The organism is Paenibacillus sp. CR_12, assembly GCF_041953985.1.
In the GTDB taxonomy this organism is placed as follows: domain Bacteria; phylum Bacillota; class Bacilli; order Paenibacillales; family Paenibacillaceae; genus Paenibacillus_AQ; species Paenibacillus_AQ lautus_A.
Genome location: NZ_JAVFHO010000008.1, coordinates 35,077 through 56,187, shown reverse-complemented (window position 1 = coordinate 56,187; position 21,111 = coordinate 35,077). Strand labels below are relative to the sequence as shown.

The window sequence follows — 21,111 nt, the reverse complement described above, 5'->3', positions numbered from 1 at the left end:
AGGAGAACAGATGAAACAGCAGGTTGAACGGGGAGTCGCGCCAAGTCTTGCATGGTTGTCCGATCCCGGCATATTCGCGGTAGGCAGGATGCCTGCGCACTCCGATCACCGATACTACGCAACGATACGGGAAGCCGAATGGCTTGGAGAGATGCCTTGGCGCCGCAGTCTGAATGGAAGCTGGAAGTTTAGTTATGCGCATAACGCCAAGGAACGCCAAGCGGATTTTTATACAATGGACGCATCCTGCAGAGGATGGGATGATATTGAGGTTCCCGGACATATCCAGCTTCAGGGTTACGGGCAGCCGCAATACGTGAACACCATGTACCCATGGGACGGTGTGGAGTTTCTTAGACCCCCGATGATCTCAGAGGACCACAATCCCGTGGGCAGCTATGTGAAGTATTTCGACGTTCCTGCCGGCTGGCAGCAGCGTCCGTTGTACATTTCTTTTCAGGGAGTTGAATCGGCTTTCTATCTATGGCTGAACGGGGAGTTTGTCGGTTACAGCGAAGACAGCTTTACGCCGAGCGAATTCGACCTCACGCCGTACTTGGCGGAAGGCGAGAATAAGCTGGCTGTAGAGGTCTATCAACGCAGCACCGGAAGCTGGCTGGAGGATCAGGACTTTTGGCGCTTTTCCGGAATTTTTCGCGACGTGTATCTATACACGGTACCTGACGTTCATGTTCAGGATCTGCATGTTCAAACCGATTTGGATGAAACGTATGAACTTGGAACGCTGAAGGCTGCCATGCAGCTTAAGGGCAGGCCTGCTTCGAAAATAGTCTTTGAGCTTAAGGATGCAGCAGGAAATCCAGTGGTCCGGGGGGAGACCGGAGCTTCCGAGGGAACGGCGTCGATTGCGTTAGCTGCGGGAAAGGTCAAGCGGTGGAGCGCAGAAGAACCTAATTTATATACACTGTACGTATCCGTCTATGACGCATCCGGAAACCTTGTGGAGGTCGTGCCGCAAAAGATAGGTTTTCGCAAATTCGAGATGATCGACAAGGTGATGCTCTTAAACGGCAAGCGCATTGTATTCAAAGGCGTCAACCGGCATGAATTCAATTCCCATCGCGGACGCTGCATTACGAAAGAGGATATGCTGTGGGATATCAAGACATTGAAGCAGGCGAATATCAACGCCGTTCGGACGTCGCATTATCCGAATCAGACGCTGTGGTACGAGCTGTGTGACGAGTACGGCGTGTACGTCATCGACGAGATGAATCTGGAGACGCATGGATCGTGGCAGAAAATGGGGGCTGTTGAGCCATCCTGGAACATACCGGGCAGCAGGCCGGAATGGCAGGATATCGTTCTGGATCGTGCGATTTCCATGATCGAGAGGGACAAGAACCACCCATCGATATTGATCTGGTCTTGCGGCAACGAGTCTTATGCGGGTGAAGTCATTCGAAACGTTGCGAATGTTTTCCGGGAGAAGGACCCTACCCGGCTCGTGCATTACGAAGGAGTGTTCCATAACCGGGAATATGACGATGCGAGCGATATGGAGAGCCGCATGTATGCAAAACCTGCAGATATTGAACAGTATCTGCAAAACGAACCTTCCAAGCCCTATATCAGCTGCGAGTATATGCATGCCATGGGCAATTCCGTCGGTGGATTGCATAAATACACGGAGCTGGAACGGAAGTATCCGATGTATCAAGGCGGCTTCATCTGGGATTTCATGGATCAGGTTATCGTGAAACATGATCGTTACGGCAAGCCATTTATGGCCTATGGAGGGGATTTTGACGACCGCTCAACCGATTACAACTTCTCCGGCAACGGCATCGTATATGCAAATCGGACATGGTCCCCCAAAATGCAGGAAGTTAAATTCCTGTATCAGAACATCAAGCTGACACCGGATCGTTATGGCGTCACGATCCGAAACGAGAATTTGTTCGTGGGTTTGGATGCTTATCGTGTAAAATACTCCCTGTATCATGAAGGCAGGGAAATCTACAGCGGAGCTGTATGCACCCAGGTTGGTCCCGGCGAAGAGAGATATGTAAAGCTGGAACTGCCTGCGGCCGGGTATCCAGCCGGTGAGTATTCGCTAGACGTTTCACTCATGACCAAGAAGGATTCGTTATGGGCGGAAGCCGGGTATGAAATTGCTTTTGGACAGTTAGTTTTCCAAGTGGAGGACACGTTGGCCGTTGATGATACTGACAATGCGTCAGCGTCGGAGGCAGAACGCCTGCAATCAGGTTCAGAGGTATCGCAGGATAAGCCGGCGAATGATTTCCGTGTAGTTGAAGGGGACGTAAATATCGGCGTTCACGGACGCGATTTCTCCGTCATGTTCTCGAAGCAGGCAGGGACCCTCATATCGGTCAAGTATGCGGGACGGGAGATGATCTCTTCGCCGCCGGCGCCGCTCTTCTGGAGAGCGATGACGGATAACGATAAAGGGGCCGGACTGCCGTTCGACTCCGCGCTTTGGTATGCGGCAAGCCTGACTCGAAGAACGGAAAGCTGCGAGCTAATGGAGTACTCAGACCGCGCAACCGTGACCTACGTGTATAAACTGAGCGTATCCGAAGGAATACGGGTGCGTGTATCCTACACGGTGTTTACCGATGGCAGCATTCACGTAAAGTCGGGGTATCAAGGAGAGCCGGGGCTGCCGAAGCTGCCGATCTTTGCTCTTACCTTCAAAGTGCCGGCGGACTACGACAACCTGGATTGGTATGCAAACGGGCCGGAAGAGAACTATATCGATCGTGCGTTCGGAGCTAGATTATGTCGCTTCCGAAGTCGTGCGGCGGATCATGTTTCAGCCTATTTGGTACCGCAGGAATCGGGCAATCGTACAGGCGTGCGGGAGGTATCCATAACGAGCGATCAAGGTCATGGTCTCACGATAAAAGCCTCGGCGGCAGCACCGGTTGAAGCGAATATATCGCCCTATACCGCATTTGAGCTGGAGAATGCGACGCATCATTATGAGCTGCCGAATGTTCACCATACCGTTGTTACCATTGCCGGTCGGCAAATGGGGGTTGGGGGTGACGACAGTTGGGGGGCTCCGGTTCATGACGAGTATCAACTCGATCCTTCGACGGACATGTCCTTTGAATTTACGATATGCAAAAGCCTATTCATGAAATAGCAGAATGCCAAACAACGCTCGGCTCACCAATATGGTTGGGCCGAGCGTTGTTTCATGCCTTCGTTGTAAGCATGATCAGCACAACCGTGGTATGAATCCGTCATATGCCGCGTCCCGCATCATCGAATTTGATTCCGAAAGCGACTGTTAAAACCATGTGATGTATGTTATATTTTGGATAATTTCGGTTGACGTTCGATGAAGAAGGACTTTGCGCTGCATATTAAGCAGGACGAGAACGGGAAGTACAAATTCTTTGACATATCATTTGAGAAACGGATTTATTTCCCTGATGTGTAAAAATGGAGGTGTCCGATATGGATTTGAACAATGACGCTAAAGAAATGGCTTCTGCTGCTGAAGAAAATCAGCAAAAGGAAAAAGAACGACGCCCGACGTCGACGAGCAGCGGCCTCCTGGAATCGGCCATCGACAAGTTTGCCAGAGAAGGTGGCTTTGACGACTTGCCGTTGAAGGGAAAGCCGATCAAGATCGAGGACGGCGATGTGCTAACCAGTATCATGAAGAACGCGAATTACCAGCCGGCATGGGTGGAGCTGAGAAAAGAGATCGCCGCCGACATCAAGCGTCTTTTGGACCTTCAGGATCCGAGTGCGATTCCAGAGGCCGAGGTAGAGGCCATCAACCAGAAAATTATGAAGTATAACCGGATCGTTCCGAATCCGCAGCTGCAAAAAGGCCTCCTGTCCGGGACCCATTTGCACGCAGCCTATGAAAAGTGGGAGTAGAGAATATCTTAAATGTGCTCCCCGTTACCGTCCAGGTGAACAAGCGAAAGAGACTCTGAAGTTATCCGCTTTAGGGTCTCTTTTGAATAGGGTCCATTTCTCGATTTGGGGCCAAGGCCGAACCAATCAGGGAAGCGGATTCCAGCAGTTACTTCCTGCCGCTGCGCCAAGCATCCAGCTGCTTCTGCACCTCTCGTATCACGTCATCCATGCCTGCTTGCTTCAGCTCCTCGTTAAACTTGGGGAGGATCGCATCGACATCCACGGAGCCCGTCATGAGGCTTGGATAATATTTATGCCAGACCATCTCGATGTTATCGGTTTGAGCGGTCAGCGCGGATAGATCCGGCGTAAATCCGAGCACGGTGGAATTGACGACTCCGGCGTTGTATTGACGGAATTGCTCCCATTTGTCGAGGGGGTCCGGGTTATCGCCGCCCATGGTTTTCAGGATAAACCAATTCCCCTGCGTGTACTGCACGCCTGAATAGCTGCTTGCAGGCGCATCCGGGATCGGTACGCCATGACTGTCTTTGTCTGTTTTCGGAACGACCTGCCCCTGTTCGTCCAATGTGTAGTGGATGCCTTCGATCCCATAATTGAATAAATTCCGTACTTCGGGGTCCGTATTAAGCAAATTTAGAAACTTAATGCATTCTACGGGATGCTTGGTATTGGCATTAACGGTCATGATGCCTCCCCGGACGGATTCCGTAGTAACGGTGCTGGGGGTTACGGGATTCGCTACCACCTTATAACCGCGATCCTTGCTCCAAGTCGTCTCCGAGAGCGGGCCCCCGCCGGAGGACTTCCAGAACACCTTGGCACCTCGTTTGAGCCCTCCCGGCTCGCGCAGCGCCGCGTCCTTATTGATGAAGCCTTGCTTATAATAACGCCGCAGCGTATCGAGAACCTGCCGGGCCTCCTTGGTTTCGAAGATATTCACCACCGGTGCGTCCGGGTCGAGCGATTTGATCATCAAGGGCAATTTATGGTTCATGATATATTCGTATCCGTGGAGAGCGAAGAAATTATGGGAATCCCGATCCAACTCCATAGGGATGTAATCCGGCTCTTTCTGCTGAATCATCCGGAGGAGAGGCTCAAGCGATTCCAGCGTATTGTACTTGGTGATGTCGATATGGTGTTTGTCCACGATCGAGGCGGGGTACATCCACTGATCGCGTACGGCTAACTCCTTATTGGTAGGGACGCCGTAAATGCTGCCGTCGTTCATGCGGACCCCCTGCCAAAAGGTGGGATCGATGGCCTCGTACATATCCTTGCCCAGGCCGGCCAGGTGGTCATCAAGCCTCAGCCAGGCTCCACGCATCGCGGTGGTTGCATAGTCGGGCGCAAAAGCAATGTCGAACGGACTTCCGGCGGATATCAGCGTGTTCAGCCGATCTTCATATTCCTGCCAGCTTACCTTGATATAGGTGATCGTCACGCCGATCTTGCGAGCCATGATTTCATTGATTTTATCATTGACGAGGCGAAGATCCTTATCGGGCTCACCGATCGTATAATAGATCAGGTTGACCGTGTCGCCGACATGCGGTTCGTCGTCAAAGCCAGGCTGTCCGAAGCAGCCGGTTGTATAGAATGTGAACAGCAGCAGCAGGCTGATCATCATTAAAGACCGTAAGCGTCTAGCGTATTTAACCATCGATGTCCTCCTTTCCGCCACGTATGCGTTACCCTTTTCCCCGCAGTTCAGAAGGAGATTTCCCGAAAAAGCTGTGAAAATGCGTATAAAAATAATTGAGATTGTTATAACCCACGGAAAACGCGATATAGGAAATTTTCTCATCCGTCGATTGAATTCTCTCCTGTGCCAGAAGCATGCGGTAAGCCATCAGGTATTCGGAAAACTTCATCGCGGTTTCTTTGAGAAACAATTGTCCGAGGTAGGTGCTGTTCATCTGGAAGCGCTCCGCCACGGATTTCAAGGTGATGTTCTGAGCATACTCCGTCCTGATCATCAGCAGAATCCGGTTCACCAGCTTGGATAAGCTGTCATAGCTAACGCCAAGCACCGGATCCTGGTTCAAGCTTTCGCCGTTTCGGTTACCTATCGAACCGCCCAGATCCTCGACGATGATCTTCTCGATCACTTGCTGCAGCTTGGTACGTTCGACCGGCTTGAGCAGATAGTCTTTGACGCCGCACCGAATGGCTTCCTGAGCATACTTGAATTCGCTGTAGCCGCTCATGATGATGTATTTCGTAGGGATTTGAAATTCGTTGAGTCTCTGAATCGCTTCATATCCAAGCTCCTTGCCGATGCAGACATCGAAAATGGCGACGTCCGGCAGCAGGTCCACCACCTTGGACATCGCTTCACCCGTGGATTCACAGGTTTCGATCCGTCCAAATCCGTATTGCTTCCAATCCAGGATTCGCTTCATTCCCTCCAAAATCTGAGGTTCGTCATCCACAATCATCAGTTTGTACATGTTCAATCACCTCTTTTGAAATCCGCACGGAAATCTTGACTCCAGCTTCCTCATTATTCTCAATCTCGATCGAAAGGCCGTTTCCATAAAAGAAATGAAGGCGCGTATACACGTTGCGCAGTCCGATACTATGGGAAGAAGTTTCATCATGGTTGGACAGCGTGCTGCGAACGATATCCAAACGCTCCGGCGGAATCCCGCTTCCGTTGTCCACGAATTCCAGCACATAACCATCATCCGCTTCAAAGCCGTTGACGACGTACAGATTAAACTCATGATTCGCGTTAAAGCCATGAATGAAAAAATTCTCAGCCAGGGGCTGCATCCAGAATTTCACGGTAGGGATCGAGTGCAGCGCCGGCTCGACATTGATTTGATAATAAAAACGCTCGGGATACTTGAACTCCATAATCTCCAAGTACTTCTGCAGCAATTCCAGCTCGCTAGCAATCGAGATGATATTTTCCTTTTTGACGATTTCACGATAGAGCGTGCCTAACGTAGCAATGGCGTCGGCGGTGTCTCGGTCCTGATTCACTAACGCCGTGGAACGGATAACCTCCAGCGTATTGTATAAAAAATGAGGGTTGATTTGGTGTTGAAGCGCTTTCATTTCGGTTTCCTGCTGCTTGATCTTGAGCAGATACTCATTGCGGATATGCTTGTCCAGCTGCTGAATCATATCGTCCAATTCCCGGGCGATCATGCCGTATTCGTTGCGACGGTACCGGGCGGGGCGGTTCGGCGTAAAATTGGCCATTTTTACCCGTCCGATCGATTGAATGATGCGGCGGAGGAAGAGGGCATCGTCCCGCATATTGTATGCGATGAGAAGAAGCACGCTGACCATGGCCGTCAATACGATCAGAAAGATGGCGACCAGCATCCCGGCATGCTGACGAATCAGCATGGATAAATCAATGATGCTAATAAATTTGAAATTAAACTTGGTGGACGGAAAGGAAACGAATAAGATATGCTTCCGTACACCCCTCGATATAAAACCATGGCTGCGGCCGTCTGCCTCGGCCAGTCGGGACAGCTCCTCCAAGTCCTGGTCCTGCCCATTGCCGATGAGGTAGGTTTCGCCGGTAGCACTGACCGCGGCGGCATTGCCAAACCGGAAATTTCGAATGGATTTAAAGATTTGTTCGCTGCTGACCAAAAAGCGCATTTCCCCGAACTCCTGAGCGCCCGCCGTCGGATTCGACAGTTTCTTGCGATAGACGAAGCCCTTCATAATCGTATCGCGGAACGCCTCGTCCGTATTCGGCAGCCCGAAGGTAAAGCTTGTTATCCCATGCTCATTAAAACGTACGACATTGCCGTAATGATCGGTATGCAGGCTAATCTGCGTGATTTCGCCCTGCGCCCAGCTGTACAGATAGGTCTTCACATCCTCGGGAAATGAAACCAGCGGCTGGGAGAAATGGCTGTTCTGCAGCCTGCTGGTTAAATAGCCTTCCGCGCTGCTGCTCAGAAAGCTGCGAGCATCGTCCATCAGTCCGGGATTGGAGTAGATGCGCTGCATGTAAGCCTCGATTCGGTCAGCATCATACTGCAGCTCATTCTCCACGCGCGCAAAGGCATTAGCCGCCTCGATGCGGGCATTGCCCACCCATTGATTCAGCAGCATGGCACTGGTCAGCGTACCAAGCGTCAGACCGATGACCACGACGAAGATGACATAGGCAATAAACTTGTGGCGATAGATTTTGATTTGTAAAAATGAGCCCATACGACACCTCAATTGCAGCAGGTCGCTTTAAATATGCGCAGCTTAATCTCAATGTAACACGATTCACGCCAAGCTTCATAGATAGGATGGAAAAAGCATCCCTTAAAAGTGTCCTAATAAGGGATGCAGGAATTTACTTGAAGTAATTATTGATCTGCTCTTGGGCGGCTTGCATGATCGTATCCATGCCGGCCGACTTTAATTCAGCGGTGACCTTCGGTATCACTTTCTCCGGATCGGATGCTCCTGTAATGATTTCATATTTGTATTTATCCCACACGGCCTGGCAGTTTGCCACTTCGGTCTGAAGATCGGTGATGTCCAGCGCAAAGCCGAGGACGGTGGAGGAGGTCGCTGCATCGTTCAGCTTTTTAACCTGCTCCCATTGATCTTCAGGAGCGCCTTTCGTAACCGCCAGATTAAAGAACGTGCCTTGCGTGTAAGCCGCAAGCGGCCAAGTATCGGATGTACGCTCAATCACTTTTTCGCCATCGACGTTGTTGTAATCCACGCCCAACTCGCCGAATGCCAGCATATTGCGAAGTTTAGGATCCGTATTCACCAACTCGAGGTATTTCAAGGCTTCCTTCTTATACTTGGAATTCGCCGAAATCGCGTTCAGCGAGCCTTGAATCGTACTGGTGGTATAGATCGGGCCGTAATGCTGAACCATATCGTACTTCTCGATGGCGTCATTGATCTGCCAGCTGATCTCGGCTCCCGGGAATGCCTGGGCCGCAAAGAACGGTCTGCCTTTGTCGTTCTCCGTCTTCGTCGGCGCATCCGGGTTGATGATGCCATCCTGGTACCATTGATGCAGCAGCTTCAGATTAGCCACAACATCAGGCTGTTCCAGCACGGAGACAACCGTGCGCGATGCGTCGTCCGCTTTGACGCCGATCGGAGGGAAGCCCAGGGTTAAATCGTCGTAGTCGTTAAAGAAGCCGTTCAAGCCTTCGCCTTGCGTCATTGGCAGCGGATAGAAGCTTTTGCCTTCGCCGGCCTTCATGTCGCGAAGCGGCTTATCCAGATCCTGCAATGTTTTGATGTTGTTGATGTCGATATTGTACTTTTGCACGTACTTATCATCGAATACCCAGTACTGCGTCAGCGCGGAATCCTTGTAAGTCGGAACGGAATAATATTTGCCGCCGATCTTTGTGCCTTCCCATACCTTCTCGGGAATCAATTTGTATAAGTCCGGCGTTTCGCTCTGAACCAGATCCGTAATATCGGCAAACGCACCCATAGCTACTTGCTTGCTGTATTTACCGCTGTTCGTGAACATGATGTCGAATGGCTCGCCGGTATTCACGATGGTATTCATTTTGGTGTCCCATTCGCCCCAGCTGGCTACCTTGATGTCGACCTTCACGCCAATCTTCTCGGCCGTGTAGGCATTCATGGCATCAACCGCTTTGCTGAAATTGTTAGGCACTTGGCCGCCGATGGTCCACCAGGTCAACGTGGGTACATCCTTGCTTTCCGTTTCGGTGTCATTGGATGTGTCCGGCGTCGCTTGGGATCCGTCTGTCGCAGGTGCAGGCTTCGAGCCGCCGCAGGCTGCCAAAGCAGTCAACATAAGCGTCAGCACGCACAGCGTAGAGATGAACTTTAATGCTCTTTTCATTTCATTTCCCCCTTTTTGAAGTTGAATTACCTGAGTGTTGTACAGCGGATATTTATCATAAACCAAGCTTGTCTTGGTTTATTTCGTCATTAGCCCTTCACGGCGCCGACCGTCAATCCGGAAATAAAATACTTCTGGAAGAAAGGGTAGGCGAATGCTACAGGCAGCACGATGAGAATGGCGACCGCCATGCGGGCGGATTCCTTCGGCATCGTTGCGACGAGCATGGCATAGCTTACGCCCATACTCGCAGCATTCTTCGCGAGGGCGTCCACATTGCTCATTAGGCTGTTGAGCAGCGCTTGCAGGGAATAGAGGTTCTGGTTGTCGATATACAGCATCGATTGGAACCAGTCGTTCCAGTAAGCAAAGCAGAGAAACAGTCCGATGGTGGCGATGACCGGCAGCGAGATCGGCATGATGATGGAGAAGAAGATTCGCAGCTGGCTCGCGCCGTCGATTTCGGCTGATTCGATCAGCCCGTCGGGAATCGTGCTTTTGAAAAAGGTTTTGCATATGATGACGTTGAACGATGAAACGGCGAGCGGGAGAATCAGCGCCCAGATGCTATCTTTCAGTCCCAGCAAATTCGTGTTGATGAAGTAGCTGGATACCAAGCCGCCGTTGAATACCATCGGAATGAATACCACCCAGGTCAGAAATCCCCGCAACTTATAGTTGGGGCGAGAGAGAACGTAACCCATGGAGGCGGTCAGCAGCACCCCGAGCACGGTACCGACCACGGTAACGAGGGCTGATACGCCGAGGGCCCGCAGAATCATCGTTCCCTGCTTGATGATGTAGACGTAAGCCTCGGCCGACATGGCAACCGGCAGCAGATGATATCCGGTCTCACGGATGGACTCCTCGCTGGAGAAGGAGATGGACAGGACAACGATTACAGGTATGACGCAGAGCAGCGCCAACAGAATGAAGATCAGGTTGAACAAAAGATTGACGGCTTTGTTCGTGCGGTTAAACTTCTCAAGGCCTGTCTGATAAGTAGATTTCGATGTCATCTTCTTGCCTCCTTACATCATCGCGCTATCGGGATCGATTCGGCGAACGATCCAGTTAGCGGCCAGAATCGTAGCGCATCCCAGAACAGACTGTACGAATGCGGCTGCGGATGCCATGCCTACGGTAGCCGTTTTCAGTTGTTTATACACCATGACATCGATCGTGGTCGCCACGTTGAACAGCGAATTGGAGTCTCGCGTGACCTGATAGAACAAACCGAAATCGGTGTAAAATATGCGCCCTACCGCCAGTATGAACATCATGACGATCACCAGCTTGAGCATGGGCAGCGTAATGAATCTTGTCTGCTGCCAAATGGACGCGCCATCGATGACGGCTGCTTCATAATAGGTGCTGTCTATGCTCGTGATGGTCGCCAGATAGATGACCATGCCATAGCCCAGGCCCTTCCAAACATTCAAGAGAATCAGAAAAAACGGCCAATACTTCGGCTCCATATACCAATTAATGGGATCGCTGCCCATCGAGACGAGCATTTGATTGACGATCCCTTTATCGAAGCTCAGGAACGCCCAGCCTACGGCGGATACGACGACCCACGACAGGAAATAGGGGAGGAACATCATCGTCTGATAGACTTTGCTGGCTTTGCGGCTGTGGAGGAGGCCGATCATGATCGCGAATAGGACGGGCAGAACGATCCCCAGCACAATAAACACAATGTTGTATCCTATCGTGTTTCGAATAATGATCCAGGCGTCATTCGACTTGAATAGAAATTCGAAGTTTTTGAACCCGATCCAAGGGCTGTTGAACACGTTGCTCAAGAACCCGCCGCTAATCTTGAAATTTTTGAAGGCGATAATGATCCCGAACATCGGTAAGAAACTAAACAGGATGTACCAGATCGTGGTTGGCAGCGCCAAGAGGGTCAATTCCGTATCCTGCTTGTGCCAGCGCATTCGTAAGCGCTTTCGTTTTTTGGGTTCGGCTTGAGAGCTCATGTCTGTCACTCCTTACGGTGTAATCTCGCTTGTCGTGCACTTGTTGATTTCATTGTATAAGAGGAGGAAACGCTGCTTCCAGATAACAAACTTGATACTATAGTCAACAAACGTTAGGTTCGAAAGACTTGTTAGGACGGACATTTACAGAACATGGTTTTTTATTATAATATTTCAAGGCCGTTCTCCAAGAGTTCTTTCAATGTCTTCAAGCAAAACCAGGGGTATAATATAATTGAAATCTCATAGGAATAAGGAGGCTGCACATGAAGGTAGTAATCATTGGCGCAAGCGGCACGATCGGACGAGCAGTCGCTAAAGAATTAGAAAAAAATCACGAAATCGTACATGCTGGGCGAAACGGCTTCGATGCCCAAGTGGATATTACTTCCGTCAACAGCATTAAAGACATGTATAAAAAAATCGGAAAAGTGGATGCGGTCATCAGCGCAACAGGCGGTGCGCATTTTGGTCCTATTGCAGAATTGACGCCGGAGCTAAATGAGATTGGCATTGAAAGCAAACTTAAGGGCCAAATTAATCTAGTCCTTCTAGGACTGGATTATATGAATGACGGAGGAAGCTTTACCTTAACAACCGGAATTATGATGGATGATCCCATTCCTCAGGGCGCATCGGCGGCCATGGCAAACGGCGGTGTCAAGGCTTTCGTTAAATCCGCAGCCATTGAAATGCCAAGGGGAATTCGCATAAACAGCGTAAGCCCTAATGTTTTAGTGGAGTCCCTAGAAAAATATGGCGAGTTTTTCCCGGGCTTTGAAGCCGTGCCGGCCGCACGTGTAGCGCTTGCGTATAAAAAGAGTGTGGAAGGGGCTCAAACCGGGCAAAACTATGAAGTTTATTAATGAGAAAAGTGCACAAAACTAGAAAAAAGAATCCGGGTTTAATCCGGATTCTTTTTTCTTTCGTTCATCTGCAGCTATTGAACAAAGGGAAAACTAGAGCGTTATATGTAAATATAATCACTTCTATAGGAAAATAATATAACGTGATTTTTATTGACACAATTAAGAAAACTAAACTAACATTAGGATTATTTTCATCAAGAGGGAGGCAGCTATGAGTTTTAAAGAACAGTACGAAGAAATTGCAGGTGTAGGACAGACCATATTCGATAACCCTGAGCTTGGCTACAAGGAATTTAAAACCAATCAAACGGTAGCGGATTTTCTGAAAAAGGTTAATCCGGATATCGAGCTGCAATCATTCAGCACAACCGGCCTTCGGACAACGCTTGGCGGCGGCAAGCCGCTGAACATCGCTTTTATCGCGGAGCTTGATGCGGTATATGCTCCAACCCATTGGCGATCGGACGAGGCAACGGGTGCGGCACACAATTGCGGTCATTATACGCAGGTGGCGATTGCCCTGGCTTTATACAAGCATTATTTCGAGTCCAAGGCGTACGACGCTTTGGATTATAGTCTAACGTTTATTTTTATTCCCGCCGAGGAGTATTTGGATCTCGCTTACAGGGACGAGCTGCTCGGAAGCGGCAAGATCTCCTATTACGGAGGAAAACCCGAAGCGATGAAACTCGGCGTGTTCGACGATATCGACATCGGGCTGTGCGTACACGCCATGGGAGGAGAGTTTGCCGAGCGCACGATCGAAATCAACTGCGACCTGGCCGGATTCTTATATAAGCATTACACGTTTACCGGAAAAGCAACCCACGCCGGTTTTGATCCCTTCTCCGCCAAAAATGCCTACAGCATGTCGACCCTGTTCAATGTGGCGTTAGGCCTCAGCAGGCAGCAGATGAAGGACAGCGAGAAGGTCCGCATGAACCCGATCGTCCTGGAGTCCGACATGTCGACAAACGTCATTCCCAATCGGATTACGGTTGGCAGCGATCTGCGCACCCAGTCGGTGGACTACATGAAGGAAGCGGCCTCCAAGATGGACGATGCGGCCAGGGGCAGCGCGCTGGCCCTTCAAGGCGAGGTCGAGATTAAGACGCAGATGGGATATTTGCCGTTCGTTCAGGACCGGTATTTGTCCGAGTTCGTGCTGGAGGCGTTCCAGGATAACGAGGAGATCGCCCGTATTTGGAACAACAACGCCATCAGCGCTGCAGGAGACATTGGGGATTTAGCCTTCATGATGCCCTGCATTCAAATCGGCTACAGCGGCTTTACGGGAACGATCCACGGCGACGATTTCAAGGATATCGATCCGGAATTTATTTATGAAGTGTTCCCGAGATTTATAACGCAGGTGCTGGAGCGCATGAGCGGACGCATCGACCGTTCGAAGCTGTACCGCCGCACATTCGCCGAATACGAGCAGCTCCTTGCTTCGATCGTTGGCTCCCATTAAGAAACAGAAAAACAGAAAAGAGGACATCATGGCATGAAGTTAAAACTACAGTATCTCTATTTGCTTGCATTCGTGCTCATTGTTATAGCGGTTGCCGAATTTATCGGCATTCAGTCCATCCAGGTCGGCTCCGTGAAAATAAGCCTGCTTCCACTCGTATTCGCCATTTTGATCACGATGGTGCTCGGCTTGTCGATATTCCGGAAAGGCTTGATGAAGAAAATTTACAGCAAGGAAAACGTCGGTTTCTCCAGCAAGTATCTGATCTTTATTATGCTGCCGCTCATGGCGAGATACGGCGCCGACGTTGCTCCTAGATTAGAAGAAATCTTAAAAGTAGGCTGGGTATTCATCATTCAGGAAATCGGCAACCTGGGGACGATTCTGCTCGGACTTCCCATCGCCATCCTGCTCGGCCTGAGAAGGGAAGCCATCGGCGCTACGCTTGGACTTGGAAGGGAAGGGGAACTCGCTTACATCTCCGAGAAGTATACGCTCGACTCCGACGAAGGCCGCGGGGTACTGTCCCTCTATATTATCGGTACCCTATTCGGCACGCTGTTCTTCAGCATTCTGGCGCCGGTCATGGTTGCCGCCGGCTTCTCGATCGAAGCGCTGGCGATGTCCTCCGGGGTCGGTTCCGCCAGCATGATGACAGGCTCTTCTTCCGCGTTAATCGCCCATTCTCCTGAGATGACGGAGACCATTAACGGATACGCTGCTGCGAGCCAGCTGCTTACCAGCTTTCTCGGAACGTATACGATGGTATTTCTCGCGGTTCCGCTGCAGCGGTTTATGTACAAATTAATGGTCAGAGGTGAAAAGAAATGAGCACCGGTTTGAATAAATACGCAAAATATGCCCTCGTCCTGCTGCTTAGCGTCGGTCTTATTTTATTTACGGAGCAAATGAAGTTCATCAAAAACGGCGAAGGCCATATTACGATAGGGACGATAGCCGGCTTATCCGTGCTTTGGCTTTTTTCCTTCATCGGCGTTCTGATCTCGACGCTGATGAAAAAGGTTCCGCTGAAATTCCTGCAGGAATTCCCGGTGCTCGGCTGGGTATCGATCGTTTCGCTGATCTGCTGCCTGATTTCGGATGTGTTTGTGGACGCCATTGCCAACGTCAACTTTTTGTCCATCACCACTCCGATTTTGGCGTTCGCCGGCATTTCCGTAGCCGACAGGCTGGTTGATCTTCGCAAAACCTCCTGGCGCGTGGCGATCGTTGCGGTGTTCGTGTTCACGGGCACGTACGTGGGAAGCGCGCTGTTGTCAGAGCTCGGCCTCTATTTGTCCGGTAAGTAAAATATGGAACAAAGCCAAGAAGCTAAAAAAGATGACCTCCGAAAAACGGAGGTCATCTTTTTCTCGTTCAACAGCGAAACAGATAGCTTTCGCCTCGTTTGGTAAATGGCTCATTTGTCTGCCGCAGCCCCGTTCTCGTTGACTTTCCTCAAGAATCCGTCACCAGCACTCGCAAGGAGGTGCGGTCAAGGGCTCGCGAAGCCAACCAGCAGCCGCTGACGGCAATGGCAAGAGCGATCAGCGTCAGGACTATCGCCAGCGGCCACTCCATGACCAGCGGCACCTTGACGATGCCGTAGGCAGACAGCAAGCCGCGCAGTACGGCTGGCAGCGCGTAGACTCCGCATACCATTCCAACCAGCGTACCGAGGGCAGCGACTCCGGCAATGCCGCTTGTCAACGCGCGGCGGATGTCTGATGCCGTCAGGCCGAGCGAAGCGTAAATGCCGTAGGTTTTCGTTTCCTTACGAATATGCAGGCGGCAAGTACTATAGACGATCAGGCAAGTGACGGTGAGGAACAGAAGGGCCAGCAAACTCATCGGAATGAGCAGCACGGCCGTGGCCTCCTTGAATACGGAATCCAGAAGCACTTTCTGCTTGAGGGCCTGGATCACCGGACCATAGCGTTGATTCAGCTGTCGCACGAACTCATCGCTATCCGCTTGGTTCCGAAGTTGAACAAACCCGGCGTCCGGATTGATGTGCCCGACAAGGTCCGATGTGATCCGAGCGATATTCGACAGGTTGGAAATGGACTGAAACGTGCCGGTGATCAGCAGTTGATGCGGTTTTCCTTCGATGTAGATCGTGACGGCATCGCCAATATCTTTATTCAATTTGCGGGCAATGTTGACTCCGATCGTGATTTCGTTAGGCAGCACGGGGTTCCGGCCTGTCAGCGAGGCCAATCCCATCTCGTCCATGCTGCCTTCCACCACGGTCAGCGGGAGGCTGAACGTCGGTTGAGTGCCATCTGCTTGCGCAACAACTCCAATAGCCGAGCCGGACCAGTTCAGGCTGAGGACCCGGGGATCCTTCTCGATATAAGATTGCAATTCTGTACGATCCATTCCGTCAGCGTTGATCACCATGATGGCGATATCCGCATCGTCGTAGCCCCACTGGGCCGAGGTTTCGCTGATGCGATAGACGCTCGTTACCAGCAGGGTGCCAAAGACGAGCACCGCCGCGGTAATGCTCATCAACAGAAAGACCAGCGCCGCCCCTTTTTTGTTGCCGGTCACATGCTTCCATCCGATGACGGCGGGTACGGACCATCGGTCCAGCAGCCTTGTGCCGGTTCCATGTCCATGGGCATGGGTATGCGAAGACTCCGACATGCCATAGCGGATCGCCTGAATCGGCTCGATATGGCGCGTTTTGGCTGCATAGAGGACAACGCACAAGAGGATGATGATCAGCATGCCGATGCCGGTCCAGATTGCGACCCCCAGCGCCTGCACGGACACTGGCGCCGCCTCGGATTTGAGGAAGGATAAGGAATTCTTAATGATGATATCCGACAGCAGTCGACTGCCGATCAGGGCAGGGATCAAGGCGATAACGGTAATCAAGCCGTACTGCAGCATATAGGTGACGATGATGCGTTCGGAGGTCATGCCGATGGATTTGAGAATGCCGATCGTGCGGTAATTGGCCAGGATCGTGTCCGTGATCGTAAAGCCGATCGTAAGCAAGGCGACAGCAATCATGACCAATCCGAGGAAACTCATGACGAAGCCGATCACTTTGTTCATGATAAAGTAAAAGGCGGACAGCTCGGCAAACGAAACGCGTTCTTCCAAAAACGGCGATCCGAGCGCCTCCTCAAAGCGCTGCCAGTACTCCCCGCTTTGTTCGGGATGCGCATAGCGAAGCGACACCAGGTACTGCTCCGGCGTGGACAAGCCGCCCATGGTCGAAAGGTAGTCCGCTTCGTTCATCCAGATGCGGGCAGTGGTGGTGAAGGGGCCGCCATGTGACAGGTCAATAACGATAGCGCCGATCGTGAATTGTACCGGGGCAGCCCCGGCGGTGAACACCAATTCATCGCCGACTTCCATGTCGTATTTGTAGGCGAGCGAGGTGGGCACCCAGACGGTTCCGGCTTCCGGAACGGTCAGTTGAGCCGGTCCGGCGCCGGGGAGCGGATGATTGACCCCATGCGGCATCGGAGGCGTATCGATCATATACAGATAAAGATTGGGCAGTTCTTGCCCGTTATAGACCAAGCCGGTCCAAGGCTTGTAAGGAATAAGGCTGGAGGCGGTCACCCCCTCCTGGGTTGACCACCAATCGGCAACCATGCGTTCATCATGCAGCCCGCGGGTCATATTTATGATTTCATGGGCACCTTGAGCAGCCGTATGGCGCTCTTCGAATACGTTTTCCGTATTCATCAAGACCGTGAAAGCGGTGCCGACTAATAGAGCAGATAGCGCAATGAGCAATGCGATCAGCGCGTTTTGCAATTTTCGTTTGCGAATGTTCCCCCAGCACAGCGTCAATATGGCACGCATCTTGGACTACCTCCTCCCGGTGACATAAGCAAAGATCATTGCTTCCCGCTCGGAGGCTAACTCCGGGACGTAGGGTCCCATATCCAGCGTGCCGCCGATCTTGCCATCGCGAATGTAGATCAGGCGATTGCCGCGGCAGGCCGCCTTCATATCGTGGGTGACCATGACAATCGATTGGCCCTCCGCATTCATCCGGCTCAGGATATCGAGCACCGTAACACCTTGTTCGTAGTTGAGGCTGCCGGTAGGTTCATCGGCAAAAATCATATCCGGATTGTTGATGAGCGCCCTGGCGATGGCGGCCCGCTGCTGCTGGCCTCCGGACACCTGGGAAGGCAGCCGGGTGCCTTGTTTTTCGAGATGCAGGCTTGTCATCAGGTCATTGGCCCTTTGTTTTACGGCTTCTTTGTCCCGATTGGCGATATAACCAGGAAGAGCGACGTTATCGAACAGCGTCAAATCCGGCACGAGGTTGCTGTTTTGATAGATAAAACCGATCTGATCTGCTCGAAAACGCGCAAGCTCCTTAGCCGAAAGCTGATCGAGGCGCTGTCCCTGAAGGTGGACTTCACCGGCCGTCACGGCGTCGAGTCCGCTAAGCAAGTAAAGCAAGGTCGACTTTCCCGACCCGGAATCTCCCATGATCACAGTAAAGTCGCCGGCATATATCGACAGATCGACATTGCGCACGGCATGATACTGCTCCTTGCCGGTGGTATAGGTTTTGCATAAATTGGAAGCTTGCAGCATGATGGTTTTGGTTGTAGTCATGACAGGGTCTCCTCTCTTCTCGTGCTTCCAAATTATAGAGGACGATTCTTGCGCATTCCTTATCAAATTATTAATAAAGTATGACAGGGGTCAGCTTAGCGGCAGAGTCAAGCAGAAGGTCGTTCCCTGCTGCTGCTTGCTGTGAAACGTGATCGTGCCGCCATGCGCTTCCATAATATATTTGCAAATCGACAAACCGAGTCCAACCCCTTGCCGCTCGGCCAGTTTCTTGCGGTCCGGGACACTGCCTTGGTAATACCGTTCAAAAATAAAGGGCATGTCCTGAGGGGAAATACCGCTGCCCGTATCGGAAATTATGATCCGCAAACTGGATGATTCGGCCAACTCCTCAACGGCGAGCGTAATCGTATCCCCGGGTTGGGTATGCTTCAGGGCATTCGTGACGAGATTGGCGATGACCTGCTCGAAACGCACAGCATCGATGATAACAAGCACGTTCGGAATGGAAGAAGGCTCCACGCAGCGCACCCCCATCGTACGTATGTAGTGCGCCATGGTTCGCAACACAGGTTCAATCGTCGAAGAACTGTACTGCTCCAGCGGACGCACCGCAATTTGGTCCAGATCACGCAGCGCGTGCAGCAGCAAATCGTCTACTAGCACAGCCATCTTGCTTGTATTGGCATGCACCACCTCCAGGTAAGCCATCACACTCGGCAGATCGGGGCAGATGCCTTCACGAATCGCATCGATGTAGGCTTTGATGGTCGCCAGCGGGGTTTTTAAATCATGGGACAGATTGGAAATGAGTTCCTTGTGCGACTGGCTGTGCGAGGCTTGCTGCATATGTAAATTGCGAATTTCTTCACGCATGAGATCAAATACGGCATAGAGTTCGCCGACCTCGTTATTGCTTGTCCATTCGGCGCGCTGCTCGTAATCGCCCTTCAGGATGGCTTCCGCATAGGGCTTGAGCCCGGCAACAGGCTCAACCAGATCCCGCTGCACCCGGCGTCCGGTGGAGAAGAGTACATAAAGCAGCGTCAGGAGTGCCAAGGAAAGCAAGGTCCATGGCACAACGAGAAGCAAGCCGGAAGAAGGGATGGCCGCGGTCGCTGCAGATGCAGGGACCGTAAACTGCGCATAGCCTGCGAAGGCGTTGGTTCCGGCATCCAGCAGCGGAAATGCCAGGTGGTAATCGGGCGGGTCGCCGTCGGACATACGCAGCGTATAGTCCAGTTCAAAGCGAGGATGAATACGGCGTACCGATGAATCATCGCTGTCATATATCATCGTTCCGTCAGGGAGCACGACCTTAAGGCCGATCCGTGTTTCTTGACTCCAGCCGGTTAATTTCTCGCGAATCGGAGCATCCGGAGGGAGCAGTTCGACGAACTCGTTCTCCAACGTATGGACGATCGTATTGGTCAGCAAGCGAATGTGGTTGACGATGGAGGACGAAGCAGGCTGGTTCGAGGGCCAAGCGAGCCAAACGACGGACAGCAAAATTACAAGAAGAGACAGGCAAGCCGTCCAGAGCCTTCTTGCATACCATGGTTTCCAGTGCATAAAAGGCTACTCCGTTTCATCGGGGTCGAATTTATAACCGACGCCCCAAACCGTCGTGATATAAGCGGATTTGATTCCGCTGCGTTCCAGCTTCTCGCGGAGCCGCCGAACGTAGACCGTGATCGTATTATCCTCGACATAGGCGGAGTACCCCCACACCTGATCCAGCAGCTGCGTTTTGGTAAACACTTGGTTCGGGTTGGATGCGAGAAAATAGAGCAGGTCGAATTCCTTCGCGGATAAAGCAATTTCCCGCTGTCCGGCCATGACCTTGCGAGCGCTTTTATCAATAGATAACGTGCCGAATCGCAATAGCTGTTGTGTTGTTGCCTGGAGTTTCGGGTCGACCATTCTGCGCAAATGCGCCTGAACCCGGGCGACCAGCTCACTGAGCGAGAAGGGCTTGGTCATATAATCATCGGCGCCGAAACCCAAGGCAAGCACTTTGTCCGTGTCGCTGCTGCGAGCGCTTAAAATAAGTATGGGCGCAGAAGTCAATGTACGAAGCTCGCGGCATACTTCAATTCCGTCAGCGTCTGGCAGCGTCAAATCAAGAATGATAAAATCCGGCTGCCGGTTACGGACTTCCTGCAATCCGTCCCTCGCATTTTCCGTGATGAACGAGCTGAATCCCTGGACACGCAAATAATCGTTCACAATGCGCGAGATATCCCGCTCATCTTCAATAATCAGTACCGTTTTAGGAGATTGCATGAAAAAGTCGCCCCTGTTCCGTATGCTTTAAATAGTGAATCCATTATAGCACGGGTCGGATTTAAGCATAGGGAAGATAAGGAAAATCCCCCTGGATAACCCTGTCGCTATTTTTAAGTTAGCTGAATGCATGCCTACATGTATCTGGAACAAGGAAAACCCCCGGTCTGGAATAAGACCGGGGGTTGAGCGGTTGGATGCTTCGATGATCGACAGCATCCTCCC

16 protein-coding genes are annotated in these 21,111 nt (G+C 51.5%); 6 read left to right on the top strand and 10 right to left on the bottom strand.

The genetic code is table 11. The features are described from left to right. Positions 1 to 10: 10 nt before the first annotated feature. Both lacZ and RB297_RS24025 read left to right on the top strand, forming a co-directional pair. Positions 11 to 3,136 carry a beta-galactosidase, LacZ type gene (gene lacZ, locus RB297_RS24030; RefSeq protein ID WP_375121649.1) on the top strand — a complete coding sequence of 1,042 codons (3,126 nt, stop codon included), beginning with the start codon at positions 11 to 13 and terminating at the stop codon, positions 3,134 to 3,136. Positions 3,137 to 3,453: 317 nt separating this feature from the next. Continuing rightward, positions 3,454 to 3,885, top strand: coding sequence for a DnaJ family domain-containing protein (locus RB297_RS24025; RefSeq protein WP_375121648.1), 432 nt, complete (start codon positions 3,454 to 3,456; stop codon positions 3,883 to 3,885). Positions 3,886 to 4,033: 148 nt separating this feature from the next. Here RB297_RS24025 and RB297_RS24020 read toward each other — a convergent pair whose 3' ends face one another. From RB297_RS24020 to RB297_RS23995, 6 genes are all read right to left on the bottom strand, one after another. Continuing rightward, positions 4,034 to 5,554 (bottom strand): ABC transporter substrate-binding protein, encoded by a 1,521-nt coding sequence (locus tag RB297_RS24020; protein ID WP_375121647.1) that lies wholly within the window; start codon positions 5,552 to 5,554, stop codon positions 4,034 to 4,036. A 28-nt stretch (positions 5,555 to 5,582) separates the two neighbouring features. Beyond that, positions 5,583 to 6,344, bottom strand: a complete 762-nt coding sequence (locus RB297_RS24015) for a response regulator transcription factor (RefSeq protein ID WP_375121646.1) — start codon at positions 6,342 to 6,344, stop codon at positions 5,583 to 5,585. After that, a complete protein-coding gene (locus tag RB297_RS24010; protein WP_375121645.1) occupies positions 6,319 to 8,082 on the bottom strand; it encodes a sensor histidine kinase in 1,764 nt (587 codons plus the stop codon). The genes RB297_RS24015 and RB297_RS24010 overlap by 26 nt, the downstream gene beginning before the upstream one ends. Positions 8,083 to 8,215: 133 nt before the next feature. Then, a complete protein-coding gene (locus RB297_RS24005) occupies positions 8,216 to 9,712 on the bottom strand; it encodes an ABC transporter substrate-binding protein (RefSeq protein WP_375121644.1) in 1,497 nt (498 codons plus the stop codon). Positions 9,713 to 9,801: 89 nt separating this feature from the next. Next, the gene (locus tag RB297_RS24000) at positions 9,802 to 10,731 is read right to left on the bottom strand and encodes a carbohydrate ABC transporter permease (protein ID WP_009593207.1); all 930 of its coding nucleotides are present in this window, start codon (positions 10,729 to 10,731) and stop codon (positions 9,802 to 9,804) included. A 12-nt stretch (positions 10,732 to 10,743) separates the two neighbouring features. Then, complete coding sequence (locus RB297_RS23995) at positions 10,744 to 11,697, bottom strand: ABC transporter permease (RefSeq protein WP_015736876.1); 954 nt, start codon at positions 11,695 to 11,697, stop codon at positions 10,744 to 10,746. 266 nt (positions 11,698 to 11,963) lie between these two features. Between RB297_RS23995 and RB297_RS23990 the strand changes: the two genes are divergently transcribed. The 4 genes from RB297_RS23990 to RB297_RS23975 all read left to right on the top strand — a co-directional run bounded on the left by RB297_RS23990 (position 11,964) and on the right by RB297_RS23975 (position 15,350). Then, positions 11,964 to 12,563, top strand: a complete 600-nt coding sequence (locus RB297_RS23990) for a short chain dehydrogenase (RefSeq protein ID WP_375121643.1) — start codon at positions 11,964 to 11,966, stop codon at positions 12,561 to 12,563. A gap of 214 nt (positions 12,564 to 12,777) precedes the next feature. After that, positions 12,778 to 14,040: a M20 family metallopeptidase gene (locus tag RB297_RS23985; RefSeq protein WP_375121642.1), complete on the top strand. Its 1,263-nt coding sequence runs from the start codon at positions 12,778 to 12,780 to the stop codon at positions 14,038 to 14,040. A gap of 33 nt (positions 14,041 to 14,073) precedes the next feature. Next, complete coding sequence (locus tag RB297_RS23980) at positions 14,074 to 14,871, top strand: DUF3100 domain-containing protein (protein ID WP_015736873.1); 798 nt, start codon at positions 14,074 to 14,076, stop codon at positions 14,869 to 14,871. Further along, positions 14,868 to 15,350 carry a hypothetical protein gene (locus tag RB297_RS23975; protein ID WP_009593297.1) on the top strand — a complete coding sequence of 161 codons (483 nt, stop codon included), beginning with the start codon at positions 14,868 to 14,870 and terminating at the stop codon, positions 15,348 to 15,350. The genes RB297_RS23980 and RB297_RS23975 overlap by 4 nt, the downstream gene beginning before the upstream one ends. 148 nt (positions 15,351 to 15,498) lie before the next feature. Here RB297_RS23975 and RB297_RS23970 read toward each other — a convergent pair whose 3' ends face one another. From RB297_RS23970 to RB297_RS23955, 4 genes are all read right to left on the bottom strand, one after another. Next, a complete protein-coding gene (locus RB297_RS23970; RefSeq protein ID WP_375121641.1) occupies positions 15,499 to 17,871 on the bottom strand; it encodes an ABC transporter permease in 2,373 nt (790 codons plus the stop codon). 6 nt (positions 17,872 to 17,877) lie between these two features. After that, positions 17,878 to 18,642, bottom strand: coding sequence for an ABC transporter ATP-binding protein (locus tag RB297_RS23965; protein WP_375121640.1), 765 nt, complete (start codon positions 18,640 to 18,642; stop codon positions 17,878 to 17,880). A 90-nt stretch (positions 18,643 to 18,732) separates the two neighbouring features. Then, positions 18,733 to 20,172 carry a HAMP domain-containing sensor histidine kinase gene (locus RB297_RS23960; RefSeq protein WP_375121639.1) on the bottom strand — a complete coding sequence of 480 codons (1,440 nt, stop codon included), beginning with the start codon at positions 20,170 to 20,172 and terminating at the stop codon, positions 18,733 to 18,735. A 6-nt stretch (positions 20,173 to 20,178) separates the two neighbouring features. Next, on the bottom strand, positions 20,179 to 20,886 hold the full coding sequence (locus RB297_RS23955; RefSeq protein WP_375121638.1) for a response regulator transcription factor: 708 nt from the start codon (positions 20,884 to 20,886) through the stop codon (positions 20,179 to 20,181). Positions 20,887 to 21,111: the final 225 nt, after the last annotated feature.

Bases quoted from the DNA above. Each gene is read 5' to 3' on its own strand.
- lacZ (WP_375121649.1), top strand. From the start codon at position 11: ATGAAACAGCAGGTTGAACGGGGAGTCGCGCCAAGTCTTGCATGGTTG.
- RB297_RS24025 (WP_375121648.1), top strand. From the start codon at position 3,454: ATGGATTTGAACAATGACGCTAAAGAAATGGCTTCTGCTGCTGAAGAA.
- RB297_RS24020 (WP_375121647.1), bottom strand. From the start codon at position 5,554: ATGGTTAAATACGCTAGACGCTTACGGTCTTTAATGATGATCAGCCTG.
- RB297_RS24015 (WP_375121646.1), bottom strand. From the start codon at position 6,344: ATGTACAAACTGATGATTGTGGATGACGAACCTCAGATTTTGGAGGGA.
- RB297_RS24010 (WP_375121645.1), bottom strand. From the start codon at position 8,082: ATGGGCTCATTTTTACAAATCAAAATCTATCGCCACAAGTTTATTGCC.
- RB297_RS24005 (WP_375121644.1), bottom strand. From the start codon at position 9,712: ATGAAAAGAGCATTAAAGTTCATCTCTACGCTGTGCGTGCTGACGCTT.
- RB297_RS24000 (WP_009593207.1), bottom strand. From the start codon at position 10,731: ATGACATCGAAATCTACTTATCAGACAGGCCTTGAGAAGTTTAACCGC.
- RB297_RS23995 (WP_015736876.1), bottom strand. From the start codon at position 11,697: ATGAGCTCTCAAGCCGAACCCAAAAAACGAAAGCGCTTACGAATGCGC.
- RB297_RS23990 (WP_375121643.1), top strand. From the start codon at position 11,964: ATGAAGGTAGTAATCATTGGCGCAAGCGGCACGATCGGACGAGCAGTC.
- RB297_RS23985 (WP_375121642.1), top strand. From the start codon at position 12,778: ATGAGTTTTAAAGAACAGTACGAAGAAATTGCAGGTGTAGGACAGACC.
- RB297_RS23980 (WP_015736873.1), top strand. From the start codon at position 14,074: ATGAAGTTAAAACTACAGTATCTCTATTTGCTTGCATTCGTGCTCATT.
- RB297_RS23975 (WP_009593297.1), top strand. From the start codon at position 14,868: ATGAGCACCGGTTTGAATAAATACGCAAAATATGCCCTCGTCCTGCTG.
- RB297_RS23970 (WP_375121641.1), bottom strand. From the start codon at position 17,871: ATGCGTGCCATATTGACGCTGTGCTGGGGGAACATTCGCAAACGAAAA.
- RB297_RS23965 (WP_375121640.1), bottom strand. From the start codon at position 18,642: ATGACTACAACCAAAACCATCATGCTGCAAGCTTCCAATTTATGCAAA.
- RB297_RS23960 (WP_375121639.1), bottom strand. From the start codon at position 20,172: ATGCACTGGAAACCATGGTATGCAAGAAGGCTCTGGACGGCTTGCCTG.
- RB297_RS23955 (WP_375121638.1), bottom strand. From the start codon at position 20,886: ATGCAATCTCCTAAAACGGTACTGATTATTGAAGATGAGCGGGATATC.